The 15,810-nt window shown below is 70.6% G+C and carries 16 protein-coding genes; 10 read left to right on the plus strand and 6 right to left on the minus strand.

The window, feature by feature from the left end:
- The 6 genes from L8951_RS07380 to L8951_RS07405 all read right to left on the minus strand — a co-directional run bounded on the left by L8951_RS07380 (position 1) and on the right by L8951_RS07405 (position 5,568).
- Entirely contained in the window at positions 1-1,173 is a 1,173-nt protein-coding gene (locus L8951_RS07380) for a DUF418 domain-containing protein (protein ID WP_244382348.1), read from the minus strand.
- A gap of 11 nt (positions 1,174-1,184) precedes the next feature.
- Positions 1,185-1,856 carry a nitroreductase family protein gene (locus L8951_RS07385; RefSeq protein WP_244382349.1) on the minus strand — a complete coding sequence of 224 codons (672 nt, stop codon included), beginning with the start codon at positions 1,854-1,856 and terminating at the stop codon, positions 1,185-1,187.
- 143 nt (positions 1,857-1,999) lie between these two features.
- Positions 2,000-2,491 (minus strand): bacterioferritin, encoded by a 492-nt coding sequence (bfr, locus tag L8951_RS07390; RefSeq protein WP_244382350.1) that lies wholly within the window; start codon positions 2,489-2,491, stop codon positions 2,000-2,002.
- A gap of 145 nt (positions 2,492-2,636) precedes the next feature.
- Entirely contained in the window at positions 2,637-2,846 is a 210-nt protein-coding gene (locus tag L8951_RS07395) for a (2Fe-2S)-binding protein (protein ID WP_322597138.1), read from the minus strand.
- Between the two features lie 37 nt (positions 2,847-2,883).
- On the minus strand, positions 2,884-5,094 hold the full coding sequence (gene purL / locus L8951_RS07400) for a phosphoribosylformylglycinamidine synthase subunit PurL (protein ID WP_244382351.1): 2,211 nt from the start codon (positions 5,092-5,094) through the stop codon (positions 2,884-2,886).
- A 90-nt stretch (positions 5,095-5,184) separates the two neighbouring features.
- Positions 5,185-5,568 (minus strand): hypothetical protein, encoded by a 384-nt coding sequence (locus tag L8951_RS07405; RefSeq protein ID WP_244382352.1) that lies wholly within the window; start codon positions 5,566-5,568, stop codon positions 5,185-5,187.
- A gap of 100 nt (positions 5,569-5,668) precedes the next feature.
- Between L8951_RS07405 and L8951_RS07410 the strand changes: the two genes are divergently transcribed.
- From L8951_RS07410 to L8951_RS07455, 10 genes are all read left to right on the plus strand, one after another.
- Positions 5,669-5,968 (plus strand): hypothetical protein, encoded by a 300-nt coding sequence (locus L8951_RS07410; protein WP_244382353.1) that lies wholly within the window; start codon positions 5,669-5,671, stop codon positions 5,966-5,968.
- On the plus strand, positions 5,965-6,756 hold the full coding sequence (locus L8951_RS07415) for a GldG family protein (protein ID WP_244382354.1): 792 nt from the start codon (positions 5,965-5,967) through the stop codon (positions 6,754-6,756). The genes L8951_RS07410 and L8951_RS07415 overlap by 4 nt, the downstream gene beginning before the upstream one ends.
- A 283-nt stretch (positions 6,757-7,039) precedes the next feature.
- The gene (locus L8951_RS07420) at positions 7,040-7,531 is read left to right on the plus strand and encodes a division/cell wall cluster transcriptional repressor MraZ (RefSeq protein ID WP_244382355.1); all 492 of its coding nucleotides are present in this window, start codon (positions 7,040-7,042) and stop codon (positions 7,529-7,531) included.
- Positions 7,528-8,472: a 16S rRNA (cytosine(1402)-N(4))-methyltransferase RsmH gene (gene rsmH / locus L8951_RS07425; protein ID WP_244382356.1), complete on the plus strand. Its 945-nt coding sequence runs from the start codon at positions 7,528-7,530 to the stop codon at positions 8,470-8,472. Before L8951_RS07420 ends, rsmH begins: the two co-directional genes overlap by 4 nt.
- Positions 8,469-9,014: a hypothetical protein gene (locus L8951_RS07430; protein ID WP_244382357.1), complete on the plus strand. Its 546-nt coding sequence runs from the start codon at positions 8,469-8,471 to the stop codon at positions 9,012-9,014. The genes rsmH and L8951_RS07430 overlap by 4 nt, the downstream gene beginning before the upstream one ends.
- Entirely contained in the window at positions 9,011-10,717 is a 1,707-nt protein-coding gene (locus L8951_RS07435; RefSeq protein ID WP_244382358.1) for a peptidoglycan D,D-transpeptidase FtsI family protein, read from the plus strand. Before L8951_RS07430 ends, L8951_RS07435 begins: the two co-directional genes overlap by 4 nt.
- 4 nt (positions 10,718-10,721) lie before the next feature.
- On the plus strand, positions 10,722-12,137 hold the full coding sequence (locus tag L8951_RS07440; protein WP_244382359.1) for a UDP-N-acetylmuramoyl-L-alanyl-D-glutamate--2,6-diaminopimelate ligase: 1,416 nt from the start codon (positions 10,722-10,724) through the stop codon (positions 12,135-12,137).
- On the plus strand, positions 12,134-13,531 hold the full coding sequence (locus tag L8951_RS07445) for a UDP-N-acetylmuramoyl-tripeptide--D-alanyl-D-alanine ligase (protein ID WP_244382360.1): 1,398 nt from the start codon (positions 12,134-12,136) through the stop codon (positions 13,529-13,531). The genes L8951_RS07440 and L8951_RS07445 overlap by 4 nt, the downstream gene beginning before the upstream one ends.
- Entirely contained in the window at positions 13,519-14,589 is a 1,071-nt protein-coding gene (gene mraY, locus L8951_RS07450; RefSeq protein ID WP_244382361.1) for a phospho-N-acetylmuramoyl-pentapeptide-transferase, read from the plus strand. The genes L8951_RS07445 and mraY overlap by 13 nt, the downstream gene beginning before the upstream one ends.
- Complete coding sequence (locus L8951_RS07455; protein ID WP_244382362.1) at positions 14,586-15,809, plus strand: Mur ligase family protein; 1,224 nt, start codon at positions 14,586-14,588, stop codon at positions 15,807-15,809. Before mraY ends, L8951_RS07455 begins: the two co-directional genes overlap by 4 nt.
- Position 15,810: the final 1 nt, after the last annotated feature.

Consider the following 15,810-nt stretch of genomic DNA (forward strand, 5'->3'; position numbering starts at 1 on the left):
TCAGCGGCGCAGCGGCGCCCATCGCCCGCGCGCGAGGCTGCGCCACAGCCATTCGAAGGGGCCGTAGCGAAAGCGCTCGAGCCAGGGCTTGGACCATCCCAGCATGACGAGCGCGCCGAGCGGGGCGCACAGCCACCATTGCCCGCGCGAGAGCTGCGCGAAGCCGCCGCCGAACACGAGCGGGGCCATCAGTACGGTGGCCCCGAGATAGTTGGTGAAGGCGGCGCGGCCCGCCGCGCCGAGCCGCGCCGCGAGCGCGCCGCCGCGCCGCGCGAGGAGGATCGCGCAAGCGGCATAGCCGACCGCCATCACCGGCTGCAGCGGGAGGAGCGCGAAGACGCGGACGAGGAGCAGGTCGTCGGGGCGGTAGCCGCGCTGGACGACGAGCAGCAGGACGGGCAGCGCCGCCGCCGCCCCGAGCGGCACCAGCAGCGCCACGCGGGCATAGCGGCGCGGCGGGTGCGCGCCCGCGAGGAAGCCGTTGGCGAGCAGCGCCATGCCGAGCAGCATCAGCCCGAGCGTCTCGACGAAGAACCAGCCGGTGTTGGTGAGCCAGGTCCAGCGCTCGTGGGCGAGGGTGGCGGCGGCATGCGCGAGCGGGTTGTCATGCGCGGCGATCTCGCGCGCCAGCTCGGCGGGCGCCAGCGTGGTGGGGGCGAGCGCCAGCGGGCCGGGCGCGGCCAGCGCGGTCCCCGTCAGCGCGGCGAGGAACAGGAAGTTGAGCGCGAGCAACCCGATCGCGGCGAGCAGTAGCCAGCGCGCGGGCGCCTCGCGGAACCAGAAGGCGACCATCCCGACCAGCGCATAATGGGCGAGGATGTCGCCCTGCCAGAGGAAGTAGAAATGCGCGAGCCCGAAGAGCAGCAGGGTGCCCATGCGCGCGGCATGCGCGGCGAGGGGCGCGCGTCCCGCCGCCTCGGCACGGGCGCAGACGAGCAGCAGCGAGGCACCGAACAGGAGCGAGAACAGCGAGCGCATGCGCCCGTCGATGAAGAGGAAGTTGGCGCCGTGCGCGAGGCGGTCGCCCGCGCCGTCGAAGCCGAGGAAGGTGGGATAGCTGACGGCCGCGCCGGGGAGCCCCATGTCGATGACATTGGCGAACAGGATGCCGATCACCGCGAGCCCGCGGGCGGCATCGAGCTCGGCGATGCGGGACGGCTGGGTCGTCGCCATGCGGGGGAAGGCTAGAGCCAGCTCGTGATGCGGTCGAGCGGTTTCTTGCGCGCGGCGTGGAGCGGGTAGGTCGCGTCGGCGGCGGGGAGCCCGGCGACGATGATCATCATCGGCCGCTCGTCGGCGGGGCGCCCGCAGATCTCGCGCAGGAAGCCCATCGGCGAGGGGGTGTGGGTGAGGGTGGCGAGCCCGGCGCGATGGAGCGCGGCGAGGAGCAGCCCGCAGGCGATGCCCACGCTCTCGGTGACATAATAGTTCTGCTTGCGGTCGCCCGGCTCGGGGCCGCCCTTGCGCTGGGCGAAGACGGCGATGAGGTAGGGCGCGGTCTCGAGGAAGGGCTTTTCCCAGTCGGTGCCGATCGGGGCCAGCGTCTCGAGCCATTCCTCGCCCGCCTTGCCCGCGTAGAAGGCGCGCTCCTCGGCCTCGGCGGCCTCGCGGATGCGGCGCTTGGCCGCGGCGCTCTCGACCACCGCGAAATGCCACGGCTGGTGGTTGGCCCCGTTGGGCGCGGTGCCGGCGGCGCGGATCGCCTGTTCGATCACCTCGCGCGGGACCGGGGCGTCGGCGAAGAAGCGGCACGAGCGGCGCGTCGCGACCTCCTCGTAGAAGCCGCGCGCGGCGGCGATGCGCGCCTCGTCGTCGAGCTCGGGGAGGCGGTAGGGATGCGAGGGAACGTCTTTCATCGGGGACGAGCCTAGCGGGCCGCGCGGCGGCTTGGAAGCGACAACCGCCGGGACGGGGCGCGGCCTTGCGACCGACGGTCTCGAGGCCCGGCGAGGGGGGGGGCGCGCGGGGGCGAGCGGGGTGTCGGCCATGGCGGCCGCGCTCAGGCCTGCTCGTCGGCGGGCTTGGACTGGAGCTGGATATAGTTCTGCAGCCCCATCCGTTCGATCATTTCCTGCTGGCGCTCGAGATAGTCGAGATGCTCTTCCTCATTCTCGAGGATCTCGGCGAACAGGTCGCGGGTGACATAGTCGCGCACCTCCTCGCAATGCGCGATCGCCTCGCGCAGCAGCGGGATCGCCTCGGCCTCGAGCGCGAGGTCGGCGGCGATCAGCTCGGGCACGCTCTCGCCCACCCGCACCGAGCCGAGCCGCTGGAAATTGGGGTGGCCGTCGAGGAACAGGATGCGTTCGGTGAGGCGGTCGGCATGCTGCATCTCCTCGATCGATTCCTTGCGCTCGAAGGCGGCGAGGCGCTCGATCCCCCAATGGTCGAGGAGGCGGTAGTGCAGCCAATATTGATTGGTCGCGGTCAGCTCGTTGGTGAGCGCCTGGTTGAGATACTCGAGTACCTTCTTGTCGGTGACCTTGACCATGAATTCCCGTTCCTCGCTGACGCCCGATGGCGACGTTCATACGCCCCTCGCGCAGGGGCTTCAAGGGCGGGAATGGCGGAAATTCGGGGATTTTCAGCTAATGCGACTGATTAGCAATGCGCGCGCAGCGTGCCGCGCGCGCGGCTCAGGCGGCGGCGACGTCGCGCGGGGCGAGCAGTTGCGCGCGTTCGCTCAGCACCAGCGCGTCGGCATGGTCCTCGCAGCCGCCGCACTGGAACTGGCAGCCGAGCGAACGGTAGGCGGTCTCGGCATCGGGGCAGCCGCGACGGGCGGCGGCGCGGATGTCCTTCTCGCGAATCAGGTTGCAGTGACAAACGACCATGTCGATCGTCATGACGCTATTGCGAATGATTTGCAATAGTAAAAGCGATCTAGAGCTCGCTCGCCATCAGCGTCGGCAGGAAATGCTCGTGCGCCTCGCGCAGCTCGGCGAGGCGGATCGCATCGTCGAACAGGTGGAGCGTGTCGCCCCCCGATTGCCCCAGCGGGGTCATCTCGAGCCCGGCGTCATTGGCGCGCGCGAGCGCGGCGAAATCGTCGGCGGCGACGACATAGACGCCCTGGTGCTCGCCGAACCAGAATTCGGGATCGGTGGTGTCCCAGCCGAGCGTGAAGCCGGTGTCGCCCGCGAGCGCCATCTCGGCCATGGCGACGAGGATGCCCCCGTCCGATACGTCGTGCACCGCGCTGACGAGGCCGTTGTGGATGAGCTTGCGGATGAGCGCGGCGGCGGTCTTTTCGGCCTCGAGATCGACGCGCGGGGGCAGGCCCTCCTTGCGCTCGTGCACGACCTCGAGCCAGCGCGACTGGCCGAGCTGCTTAGCATGGGTGGTGTCGCCGATGGCGATGAGCTGCTGGCCGGGCTTCAGGGCGATGCCGACGGCCTTGGACCAGTCCTTGATGAGGCCGACGCCGCCGATGGCGGGGCTGGGGAGGATGGCGCTGCCGCCGCCGGTGGCCTTGCTCTCGTTGTAGAGGCTGACGTTGCCCGAGACGATCGGGAAGTCGAGCGCGCGGCACGCCTGCCCCATGCCGTCGAGGCAGCCGACGAACTGGGCCATGATCTCGGGGCGTTCGGGGTTGCCGAAGTTGAGGCAGTTGGTGACCGCGAGCGGGGTGGCGCCGACCGCGCTGATGTTGCGATAGGCCTCGGCGATCGCCTGTTTGCCGCCCGTCACGGGGTCGGCATAGCAATAGCGGGGCGAGCAGTCGGTGGTGATGGCGAGCGCCTTGTCGCTGCCGTGGACGCGCACCAGCGCGGCATCGCCGCCCGACTTCTGCACTGTGTCGCCGCCGACCTGAGAATCATACTGTTCCCAGATCCAGCGGCGGCTGGAGAGATGTTCGCTCGCCATCAGCTTCATCAGGTCGCCGGCGAGGTCGGTGCTCTCGGGCACCTCGCCCAAGGGCTCGATCCCCGCCCAATCGCGATACTTGTCCTGGTCCATGTGCGGACGGTCATATTCGGGCGCCTTGTCGGCGAGCGGGGCGAGCGGGATGTCGCAGACGACATCGCCCTGCCATTCCAAGACCATACGGCCGGTATCGGTGACCTCGCCGATGACCGCGAAATCGAGTTCCCACTTCCTGAAGATGGCTTCGGCCATGGCCTCCTTGCCGGGCTTCAAGACCATGAGCATGCGCTCCTGGCTCTCCGAGAGCATCATCTCATAGGGCGTCATGCCCTCTTCGCGCTGGGGCACCTTGTCCATGTCGAGGCGCAGGCCCGAGTTGCCGTTGGTCGCCATCTCGACGCTGGAGGAGGTCAGCCCCGCCGCGCCCATGTCCTGGATGGCGACGATGGCGTCGGTGGCCATGAGTTCGAGGCAGGCCTCGATCAGCAGCTTTTCGGTGAAGGGGTCGCCGACCTGCACGGTCGGGCGCTTTTCCTCGATGCCTTCGTCGAAGTCGGCGGATGCCATGGTGGCGCCATGGATGCCGTCGCGCCCGGTCTTGGAGCCGACATAGACGATCGGATTGCCGATCCCGGTGGCGGCCGAATAGAAGATCTTGTCGGTCCTGGCGACGCCGACGGTCATCGCGTTGACGAGGATGTTGCCGTTATAGGCCTTGTCGAAATTGGTCTCGCCGCCGACCGTCGGCACGCCGACGCAATTGCCATAGCCGCCGATGCCCGCGACCACGCCGGCGATGAGGTGGCGCATCTTGGGGTGCACCGGATCGCCGAAGCGCAGCGCGTTCATGTTGGCGACCGGGCGCGCGCCCATGGTGAAGACGTCGCGCAGGATGCCGCCGACCCCCGTCGCCGCGCCCTGGTAGGGCTCGATGTAGGACGGGTGGTTGTGGCTCTCCATCTTGAAGATCGCCGCATCGCCGTCGCCGATGTCGATGACCCCCGCATTCTCGCCCGGGCCCTGGATCACCCATTCGGCCTGCGTCGGGAGCTTCTTCAAGTGAAGCTTGGAGGACTTGTACGAGCAATGCTCGGACCACATCACCGAGAAGATGCCGAGCTCGACGAGGTTGGGTTCGCGCCCGAGCGCCTCGAGGACGGTCCGATATTCATCGTCGGACAGGCCATGCTCGGCGACGATCTGCGGGGTGATCTGGGTCTCGGTCATGGGCGTCGTCTACTGGGGTTGGGGGCATAAAAAAAGCCCCTCGGCGCAGGTGCGGCGAGGGGCCTTTCGGGTTCGCGAGGGGCCGGGGCCTCAGGCTTCGCAGGTGGCGCCGTTGAGGACCACCGTGTTGGCGTCGGGCGAGCCGGTCATCGTCACGGTCCCGTCCTCGTTGGTGTAGGGGCCGCCGGCGCCCTGCTGGACCAGCTGCATCCCGCGTTCGCCCTGCGGGGTGACGCGCGCGCTCATCTGTTCGCCGGTGCGGATCCAGTCGATCTTGAGGAGCTGGTTCGAGCCCTTGCAGCGATAGTCATCCGAGCCCACGCCCATCGGCACGCTGGCGGGGTCGACGGCCTCGGCGGCGGCGAGATCGTCGGCCATCGGGTCGTCGATCTCGTAGGTGTAGGTCTCGGGTTCGCTCGAGCAGGCGGCGAGGCCGCAGGCCGCGGCGGCGATGAGGATGATGCGCTTATTCATGACGCGCGGGCTTCTCTCTCGTCGGGGGCGCTTCGTCAAGGGGGTATCGCGGCGCGTCGTGGCGATTGCATCGCGCCCGGGGCGGGCGTAGGCTTGGCGCATGGTCGTGCCAGTTCATCAACGCGTCCGGGTCGGGATCACCGGGCTGGCGGTCGTCTTCCTGCTCGTCTTGCTCGGCACCGCGCTGCTCAAGGTCGGCGGGGGCGAGGAGCGCGCGGTGGTCGCGGGCAGCGAGAGCACGCCCGCCGCGCCCGCCGACCCTCTGTCCGAGATCGGCGCCGCGCCGGGGATGGAGGCCGAGGAGGAAGACGAACCGATCGCGCCGCTGCCGATCCCGATCGACCCGGCGACCGAGGAGCTGATCGTCAACGAGATCGCGGTGCCGCCGGAGGCGCAATGAGCGACGAGGCCGGCAAGGCACCGTCGCGCTGGTGGCTGCTGGTCCCCGTGCTGGGCGGGATGCTGCTGCTGGTGCAGCTGGCCTCCTACCTCCTCGACAAGGTGCAGGACCCGGTGGCCGAGGGGCCGCGGGTGATGGCGTTCGACGAGGGGCCGGCGGCAGCGGGCGCGCGGGCGCGGCCCCGGCTGATGCTGGTGACGAGCCTGCCGGCAGGCTTCACCGGGGGCTTCGACCTCGAGGCGGGGTTCGGCTCGCCGCTGCTGGCAAGCCTCGAGCAGGCCTATGCGGTCGAGCTGGCCGAATATGTCGACCCCGGCAAGCTCGGCGAGCATGAGCGCCTCCTGCTCGCGCACCCGCGCGCGCAGCCGGCCGAAGCGCTGGTGGCGCTCGACGACTGGGTGCGCGGCGGCGGGCGGGTGCTGCTGCTCGCCGATCCGCTGCTGAGCGCGCGCGCCGACCATCCGCTCGGCGACCCGGGGGCACCGGCGCCCGGTTTCGCCGACACCGGGCTGCTGGCGCGCTGGGGCGTGCGGCTCGATGGGCCGGTGACCGGGGGCGAGGCGGCGCTGATGGTCGAGGGCGTGCCGGTGCTGCTGCGCTCGCCCGGACGGATGGCGGTCACCGGGTCGGGTTGCGCCACCTTCGCCGAGGCCTTTGCCGCCGACTGCCGGATCGGCGCGGGACGCGCGATCATCGCCGCCGATGCCGACTTCCTGCTCGTCGAGGGCGAGGCGGGCGCGGACAATCGCGCCGCGCTGCTCGCGCTGCTGGCGCGACTCGCGGGCTAGGAATTCGGGCGACAGCGCCTGCCCAACAGACTTATCCACAAGGCCGGGACGCGGCGGGCCGCGTTCATGAACGATTTACCATGTCGCGAAACTCCGCAGGATTCCTGCTGAATCCACGATCGACCATCAGAATCCATGAAATCCCATTGTATCCCACGCAATCCTGCGTTACACACAGGTCCTCAAGTCGCCCCGCTCCCGCCGCCGGTCGCACGGCCTTGGTCAGGCCGACGTCCCCGACCGCCGGCGGGAGCGAGGGCGCACCAGGGGACGCAAAGGGGCCATGGCACTCGATCATCTTTTCCAGGGAAGCGCGGTCAACGCGGTCGACGCCAAGGGCCGCGTCTCCGTGCCCGCGTTCCTGCGGAGCGTGATCGAGAAGCGCGGCGATGCCCGGACCATCGTCCTCGCCAAGCACAAACTGTTTCCCGCGCTCGACGCCTACGACCCCGCTTTCGCCGGGCGTCGCCACGAGAAGCTCGAGCGACGCGCCGAAAAGGTCGAGACCGAAGAGGGCTCCGAGCTCGACGCGATGATGGCCAGCATGATGGCCTTCGGCGCGACCGAGGAAGTGCCCTACGACAAGACCGGCCGGATCGTCCTGCCGCCGATGATGCGGCGCAAGGGCAGGATCGAGGATCTCGCGCTGTTCATCGGGGTGGGCGAGACCTTCCAGGTCTGGAACCCCAAGCTGTTCCTCGAGGACGATCGCATCCACGAGGACATGAAGGACATCGCGCGCTTCCGGCTCGAAGAGCGGGGGGTGGCACTGTGAGCGCGCCCGACACCGGTGCCCGCAAGCCGCACCTGCCCGTCCTGCTCGCCGAAGTCGTGCGCGAACTCAAGATCGAGCAAGGCGACCGCATCGTCGACGGCACCTTCGGGGCGGGCGGCTATACCAAGGCGATCCTCGCGGCGGGGGCGGGCGAGGTGATCGGCTTCGACCGCGATCCCGATGCCATTGCGGCGGCGCGCGAGCGCGTGCCCGACGAACGGCTCACGCTGGTCGCGGCGACCTTTTCGCAGATGGACGAACGCATCGAGGGACAGGTCGACGGGGTGGTGCTCGACCTCGGCGTCTCCTCGATGCAGCTCGACCAGGCGGAGCGCGGTTTCGCCTTCAAGCAGGACGGCCCGCTCGACATGCGCATGAGCCAGGAAGGGATGAGCGCGGCCGAGTTCGTCAACGAGGCGCCCGAGGCCGAACTGGCGCGGGTGATCAAGCTTTACGGCGAGGAGCCGCGCGCGCGCCGCGTCGCCGCCACCATCGTCAAGGCGCGCCCTCTGGCGCGGACCAGCGAGCTTGCGGACGTGGTGCGCAAGACGCTGGGCTATCACAAGGGCATGAAGACCGACCCCGCGACGCGGACCTTCCAGGGCATCCGCATCCACCTCAATGCCGAGCTCGAGGAGCTCGAGAAGGGGCTGGTCGCCGCCGAGAAGATCCTGAAGCCCGGCGGGCGGCTCGCGGTGGTGAGCTTCCACAGCCTCGAGGACCGGATCGTCAAGCGCTTCCTGCGGACCCGCTCGGGCAATCGCCCGCAGGGCTCGCGCCACCTGCCGCAGCGCGCCGACGGCCCGCCCGCCACCTTCGAGGCGGTGTCGAAGGCGATCGCGCCGAGCGAGGACGAGCTGCGCGAGAACCCGCGTGCGCGCAGCTCCAAGCTGCGCAGCGCGACGCGCACCGCCGCGCCGGCATGGGGAGCGGCGGCATGAGGGGGTTCGGCTCGATCCTGTGGACCGCCGGCATCGCGGTGGCGGTGCTCGCCTGCTACCTCGTCAGCCTGCAGGTCGCCTCGAGCCGCGCCGACCTCGAGGAGGTCGAGCGCCAGATCGCGCTGACGACCCGCGAGATCCGCACGCTCGAGACCGAGATCGGCACCCGCGGGCGGCTCGCCCAGCTCGAGCGCTGGAACGTGAATTTCCTCAAGCTGTCGGCGCCACAAGCCGACCAGTTCGCCGCCTCGGCCTATATGGTCGCGGCGATGGCGGCGCCCGAACGCGGGCGCGGTTACGAAGGGCCGGTGATCCTCGCCTCGGCGCCCGCCGAGGCGGCGGTCGGGGCGGGCGCGCTGGTCCACCAGGCGAGCCTGTCCACCAGCAAGCGCCCGCGCCGCGGGCCGACGATCGAGGGCGAGGGGCCCGAGGCGTCGTCGGGGACCGTGTCGTCCCCGGCGGCGCCGACCACCGCGCGCCCCGAGCCCCCGCGCGACCCGCTGGCCCCGCTGCCCGCGGGTGACGCGCGGGCGGCGCCATGAGCCGCGGGCCGGGCCCCGCGCTGGTCAGCGCCCCCGAGCGCCTCAAGCTTCAGGGCCAGAAGCGCCAGCTCCTCTCGATGATGCACCAGCGGCTGATGGTCGCGATGCTGCTGTTCGCCTTCGGCATCCTGACCGTGTCGGGGCGGATCGGCTATCTCGCCATCTTCGGCGCCGACGCGGCGACGACGGCGGGCGGCGCCGCGCATGCCGCGACTCGCGGCGACATCGTCGATCGCGACGGCCAGCCGCTGGCGCGCACGATCGAGGCGTGGACGGTGGCGGTGCAGCCGCACAAGGTGATCGGCAACAAGCTCGACCTCGCGCGCGAGCTGGCGCGGCTGATGCCCGAGAAGGACGAGGCCGACTATTACGCGCTGCTCACCAGCGGCAAGACCTTCGCCTATCTCCAGCGCCGCGCCGGGCCGCGGCTGGTCGAGGCGGTCAACGCGCTCGGCGAGCCGGGCATCCAGCTGACCCGCGAGCCCGACCGGCTCTACCCGCAGACCGCGCTCGCCGCGCACGTGATCGGCTATACCGATATCGACGGCAAGGGGGTGGCGGGGGCCGAGGCGGCGTTCGACGAGGCGCTGTCCGACCCGCGCGGCGGCGACCCGGTGCAGCTCTCGATCGCCGCCCCGGTGCAGGGAGCACTGCGCGCCGAACTCGCCGCGGCGATGACCCAGTTCGACGCGATCGGGGCGGCGGGGGTCATCATGGACGTGCACACCAGCGAGATCATCGCACTCGCCAGCCTGCCCCAGCTCAACCCCAATGTCGCCGGGCAGGGGGGCGCCGAGGCGCGCTTCAACCGCGCCGCGCTCGGGGTCTACGAGCTCGGCTCGACCTTCAAGCCCTTCACCGTCGCGATGGGGCTCGAGGAGGGCAAGGTGACCTCGATGGGGCAGATGTACGACTGCCCCGAGAGCTACGAGGTCGGGGGGCGCCGGATCAGCGACACCCATCCCTTCGGGCGCGCCTGCTCGGTCGCCGAGATCATGATGGAGAGCTCCAACGTGGGCACCGCGCAGATCGCGCAGGCGATCGGCGGCGCGCGGCAGAAGGCGTATCTCGACAAGATGGGCTTCACCCGCCGGCTCGACTATGAGCTGCCCGAGCGCGGGCGCCCGCTGACCCCGCGCGAGTGGAGCGAGATCGCCACCGTGACGGTGGGCTACGGCCACGGCATCGCGGTGACCCCGGTGCACCTCGCCTCGGGCTATGCCACCTTGTTCAACGGCGGGCTCTATCGTCCCCCCACCGTGCTCAAGGTCGGCCCCGACCATCCGGTCGCCAGGGGCGAGCGGGTGTTCTCCGAGCAGACCTCCGAGGCGATGCGCGCGCTCTTGCGGCTGGTCGTCACCCATGGCACGGGGAAGAAGGCCGATGCCCCGGGCTATCGCGTCGGCGGCAAGACGGGCACGGCCGAGAAGATCGTCGGCGGGCGCTATTCCAAGCGCATCGTCGTGACGAGTTTCGCCGGGGTCTTCCCGATCGACGAGCCGCGCTATGTCATCGTGGTGATGCTCGACGAACCCAAGGGGACCAAGGAAACCTTCGGGTTCCGGACCGCCGGCTGGAACGTCGCCCCGCTGGTCTCCAAGACCGTGGCGCGGGTGGCGCCGATGCTGGGAGTGCGGCCCGATACGGCGCGCGAACCCGACATGGGGCAGGTGCTGCCCTTTGTCCGGCTGGACGAGGAGTGACGACTTGCGGCTGTGCGACCTCGCCGGACGGGCGAGCGATACCAAGGTCACGGGCTTTGCGATCGACCATCGCAAGGTCGTGAAGGGCAATATCTTCGGCGCCTTCCAGGGCGCCAGCGTCAATGGCGAGGACTTCATCCCCGCCGCGATCGAGAAGGGCGCGATCGGGGTGATCGCGCGCCCCGGGGCGCGCGTCGAGGGCGCCGAGCATATCGCGAGCGAGGACCCGCGCGCGCTGTTCGCCGAGGTGGCGGGGCGCTTCTACGCCCCCTATCCCGACCGCATCGTCGCGGTGACCGGCACCAACGGCAAGACCTCGACCGTCGAGATGACGCGCCAGCTGTGGCGCATGATGGGGCACCGCGCCGCCTCGATCGGCACGCTCGGGGTGACCACCGCCGAGGAACAGATCCGCACCGGGCTGACCAGCCCCGACATCGTCACCTTCCTCCACAACATGGCGGGCCTGAAACGGATGGGGGTGAGCCACGTCGCCTTCGAGGCCTCGAGCCACGGGCTCGACCAGCACCGCGTCTCGGGGGTCCCGGTCGAGGCCGCCGCCTTCACCAATTTCAGCCGCGACCACCTCGATTACCACGCCACGATGGAGGAGTATTTCGCGGCCAAAATGGCGCTGTTCGACACGCGGCTGAGCCCCAGCGGCACCGCGGTGGTGTGGACCGACGATGCGCATTCGGACGCGGTGATCGCGCGGGTCAAGGCGCGCGGACTCAAGCTGATGACGGTGGGCAGCCGCGGCGAGACGATCCGGCTGGGCGAGCGCCGCGCCACCCCGCTCGGGCAGGCGATCAGCCTCACCCACGACGGCGAGACGCGGCTGCTCAAGCTGCCGCTGATCGGCGCCTACCAGGCCGCCAACGTGCTGGTCGCGGCGGGGCTCGCGCTCGCCACCGGGGCGAGCTGGGGCAAGCTGTTCGAGGCGATGGGGCGGCTGGCGCCGGTGCGCGGGCGGCTCGAGCGCGCGGTGATCTCGAGCCGCGGCGCGCCCGTCTATGTCGATTACGCGCACACCCCCGACGCGCTCGCGGCGGCGATCGCGGCGCTGCGCCCGCACGTCGAGGGACGGCTGATCACCTTGTTCGGCGCGGGCGGCGACCGCGACCGCGGCAAGCGCGCGCCGATGGGCGCGGTTGCGGCCGAGCATTCGGACGTGGTGATCGTCACCGACGACAACCCGCGCAGCGAGGACCCCGCCGCGATCCGCGCCGAGATCCTCGCCGGCGCACCGGGCGCGATCGAGGTCGCCGACCGCCGCGAGGGTATCGCGCAGGCGATCGCGCTGGCGGGCGCGGGCGACATCGTCCTGCTCGCGGGCAAGGGGCACGAACAGGGGCAGATCGTCGGCGACCACGTCCTGCCCTTCGACGATGTCGCGGTCGCGCGGGAGTGCGCGGGATGAGCCGGCCGCTGTGGACCGCCGAGGAAATCGTCGCCGCCACCGGCGGGCGCGCGAGCGCCGACTTCGCGGTGCGCGGGGTCGCCTTCGACAGCCGCGAGATCGAGCCCGGCTTCCTGTTCGTGGCGATGCCCGGGACGGTCCACGACGGGCATGACTTCGTCGCCGGTGCCTTTGCCCTCGGCGCCGCCGCCGCGCTGGTCGCGCGCCCGGTCGAGGGGCCGCACGTGCTGGTCGACGACGTGCCCGCCGCGCTCGACGCGCTGGCGCGCGCGGCGCGCGCCCGGCTGGCGAGCGACGCGCTGGTCATCGGGGTCACCGGCAGCGTCGGCAAGACCTCGACCAAGGAAGCGATCGCCGCCGCCTTCGAGCGGCTCCACCCGGGGCGGGTCCACCGCTCGGTCAAGAGCTACAACAACCATACCGGGGTCCCGCTGAGCCTGGCGCGCATGCCGCGCGAGGCGCGCGTGGTGGTGCAGGAAATGGGGATGAACCACGCCGGCGAGATCGCCCAGCTGACGCGGCTGACCCGCCCGCATATCGCGGTGGTGACCGCGATCGCCCCCGCGCATATCGAGAACCTCGGGTCGATCGAGGCGATCGCCGACGCCAAGGGCGAGATCTTCGAGGGGCTCGAGCCGGGGGGCACCGCGATCATCCCCGAGGCGACCGACCAGCGCGAGCGGTTGGTCCGCGCGGCGCGCGACAAGGCCGCCCGGATCCTCACCGTGGGCGGCACCGAGGGCGATGCCGCGGTGCTCCACTCCGCCCCCGCGCAGGCGAGCGGCAGCCTCGTTACCGCGCGCGTGCCGGGGCGCACCATCACCTTCACCGTGGCGCAGCGCGGCGCGCACTGGGTGCAAAACGCGCTGACCGTCCTGTCGGTGGTCGCGGTGGCGGGGGGCGATGTCGCGCGCGCCGCGCTGGCGCTGACCGAGATGGGGGGGCTCAAGGGCCGCGGCGAACGGCACCTCCTCGCGCACGAGGGCGGCGAGGTGCTGCTGATCGACGAGAGCTACAACGCCAACCCCGCCTCGATGGACGCGACGCTCAAGGCGCTCGGCGAGGAGAAGGTGGCGCGCAAGGTCGCGGTGCTCGGCACGATGAAGGAGCTGGGCGCGGCCAGCGCGCAGGCGCATGCCGACCTGCGCGCCCCGATCGAGGCCGCCGGGGTGGAGCTGGCGATCCTCGTCGGCGCCGAGATGGCGCCGCTCGCCGAGGCGCTGGCGCTAACCCCGATCGAGGTGGTCCATGTTAACGATGCGGCGGCTGCAACGGATGAACTGTTAACGGCGATGCGCCCCGGCGACGCGGTTCTCGTCAAGGCGTCCAACTCGATGGGACTTGGCAAGCTCGTCGAGAAAGTGGCAGGGGGCGGCGCATCATGCTCTACCTGATCGCCGAATGGCTTGGCTTCCCCGGCCCCCTCAACCTTTTCCGCTACATCACATTCCGCGCCGGCGCGGCGACCGGGACCGCGCTCCTCGTCGGGCTGCTGCTCGGACCCGCCTTCATCGCCTGGCTGCGCAAGAAGCAGGGCAAGGGGCAGCCGATCCGCGCCGACGGGCCGCAGTCGCACCTCGCCAAGCGCGGCACCCCGACGATGGGCGGGCTGCTCATCCTCATCGCGGTCTTCCTCTCGGTGTTCCTGTGGATGGACCTTGGCAACCGCTACGTCTGGGCGGTGCTGCTGGTGACCGCGGGGTTCGGGCTGATCGGGTTCATGGACGATTATGATAAGGTGCGAAAAGCGCATCACGCGGGCATCCCGGGCAAGGTGCGGCTGCTGCTCGAATTCGTCATCGCCGGGCTCGCCACCTGGCTGATGGTGGGATTGTCGGGGACCAACCTGCACCTGCCCTTCATCTCGGGGCCGGTGCTCGACCTCGGCTGGTTCTACATCGTCTTCGGTGCGTTCGTGATCGTCGCCTTCGGCAATGCGGTCAACCTGACCGACGGGCTCGACGGGCTCGCGACCATGCCGGTGATCATCGCCAGCGTGGCCTTCACGCTGATCGCCTACCTCGTCGGCAATGCGGTGTTCGCCGCCTATCTCGGCATCCCGCACGTGCTCGGGGTGGGCGAGCTGGCGGTGGTGCTGCTCGCGGTGGTCGGCGCGGGGCTCGCCTTCCTGTGGTTCAACGCGCCCCCGGCGGCGGTCTTCATGGGCGATACCGGCAGCCTCGCGCTGGGCGGCGCGCTGGGCGCGGTGGCGGTGGCGACCCACCACGAATTCGTGCTCGCGATCGTGGGCGGGCTGTTCGTGCTCGAGGCGGTGAGCGTGGTGCTCCAGGTCTTCTTCTTCAAGCGCACCGGCAAGCGCATCTTCAAGATGGCGCCGATCCACCACCATTTCGAGCAGATGGGGTGGAGCGAGCCGACGGTCGTGATCCGCTTCTGGATCATCAGCTTCGTGCTCGCGCTGGCCGGGCTGTCGACGCTGAAACTGCGGTGATCCTGAGCGCGGCCTGGCAGGGCAAGCGCTACGCGGTCTACGGCCTCGCGCGCTCGGGGCTGGCGAGCGTGGCGGCGCTGGTGCGCTCGGGCTGCGAGGTCGCCTGCTGGGACGACAATGCGGAAGCGCGCGGGCGCGCCAACCCCTTCGCCACGCGCGTCGACTTCCTCGAGGAGGGGCTGGAAGGCTACGACAGCCTCGTCGTCTCGCCGGGCGTCCCGATCAACACGCATCCGATCGCGCGGCTCGCGAATGAGGCGGGCTGCGAGATCATCGGCGATGTCGAGCTGTTCGCGCGCGCGCGCGGCGACCTGCCCCGCCATGCGGTGGTCGGGATCACCGGGACCAACGGCAAGTCGACCACCACCGCGCTCATCGACCATGTGCTGCGCGCGGCGGGGGTGGGCAGCGTGGCGGCGGGCAATATCGGTGCGCCGATCCTGAGCCTCGATCCGCTGCCGCAAGGCAGCGCCTATGTGCTCGAGCTGTCCTCCTACCAGATCGACCTCACGCACAGCCTCGCTTGCGAGGTGGCGGTGATCCTCAACATCACCCCCGACCATCTCGACCGCTACGACGGCGACTTCGCCGCCTATGCCGCCTCGAAGGAGCGATTGTTCGCGATGCAGTCGGACGCGGGGGTGGCGATCGACATGCGCGAGGTGGCGGCCCCCGACCCGGGGGCGCGCTGGAGCGCGGCGCTCAGCGGGCCGCACAATGCGCAGAACGCGGCGGCGGCGATCCTCGCCTGTTCGGCGCTGGGGCTGTCGCGCGAGGAGATCGAGCGCGGGCTCGAAAGCTTCAAGGGGCTGCCGCACCGGATGGAGCGGGTCGCCGACAAGGACGGGGTCGCCTTCGTCAACGATTCCAAGGCGACCAACGTCGACAGCGTGGCACCGGCGCTCGCCGCCTTCGATGCCATCCACTGGATCGCGGGCGGGCAGGCCAAGTCGGGCGACCTGTCGGCGCTCGAGCCGCACTATGACCGGGTCGTGCGCGCCTATCTCGTCGGCGAGGCGCAGGACTTGTTTGCCAAGGCCTTGGACGGCAAGGTGCATTTCGTGAAGACGGGGACCATCGAGGAGGCGGTGAAGCAGGCGGCGGCGGCGGCGGGCCGCGGCGAGACCGTGCTCTTGTCGCCGGCCTGCGCGAGCTTCGACCAGTTCCGCGATTTCGAGGCGCGGGGCGAGGCGTTTCGCGCCGCGGTGGAGGCGCTCTAGA

Origin of the sequence: Sphingomicrobium astaxanthinifaciens, from assembly GCF_022865105.1 — a bacterium.
Lineage (GTDB): Bacteria > Pseudomonadota > Alphaproteobacteria > Sphingomonadales > Sphingomonadaceae > Sphingomicrobium > Sphingomicrobium astaxanthinifaciens.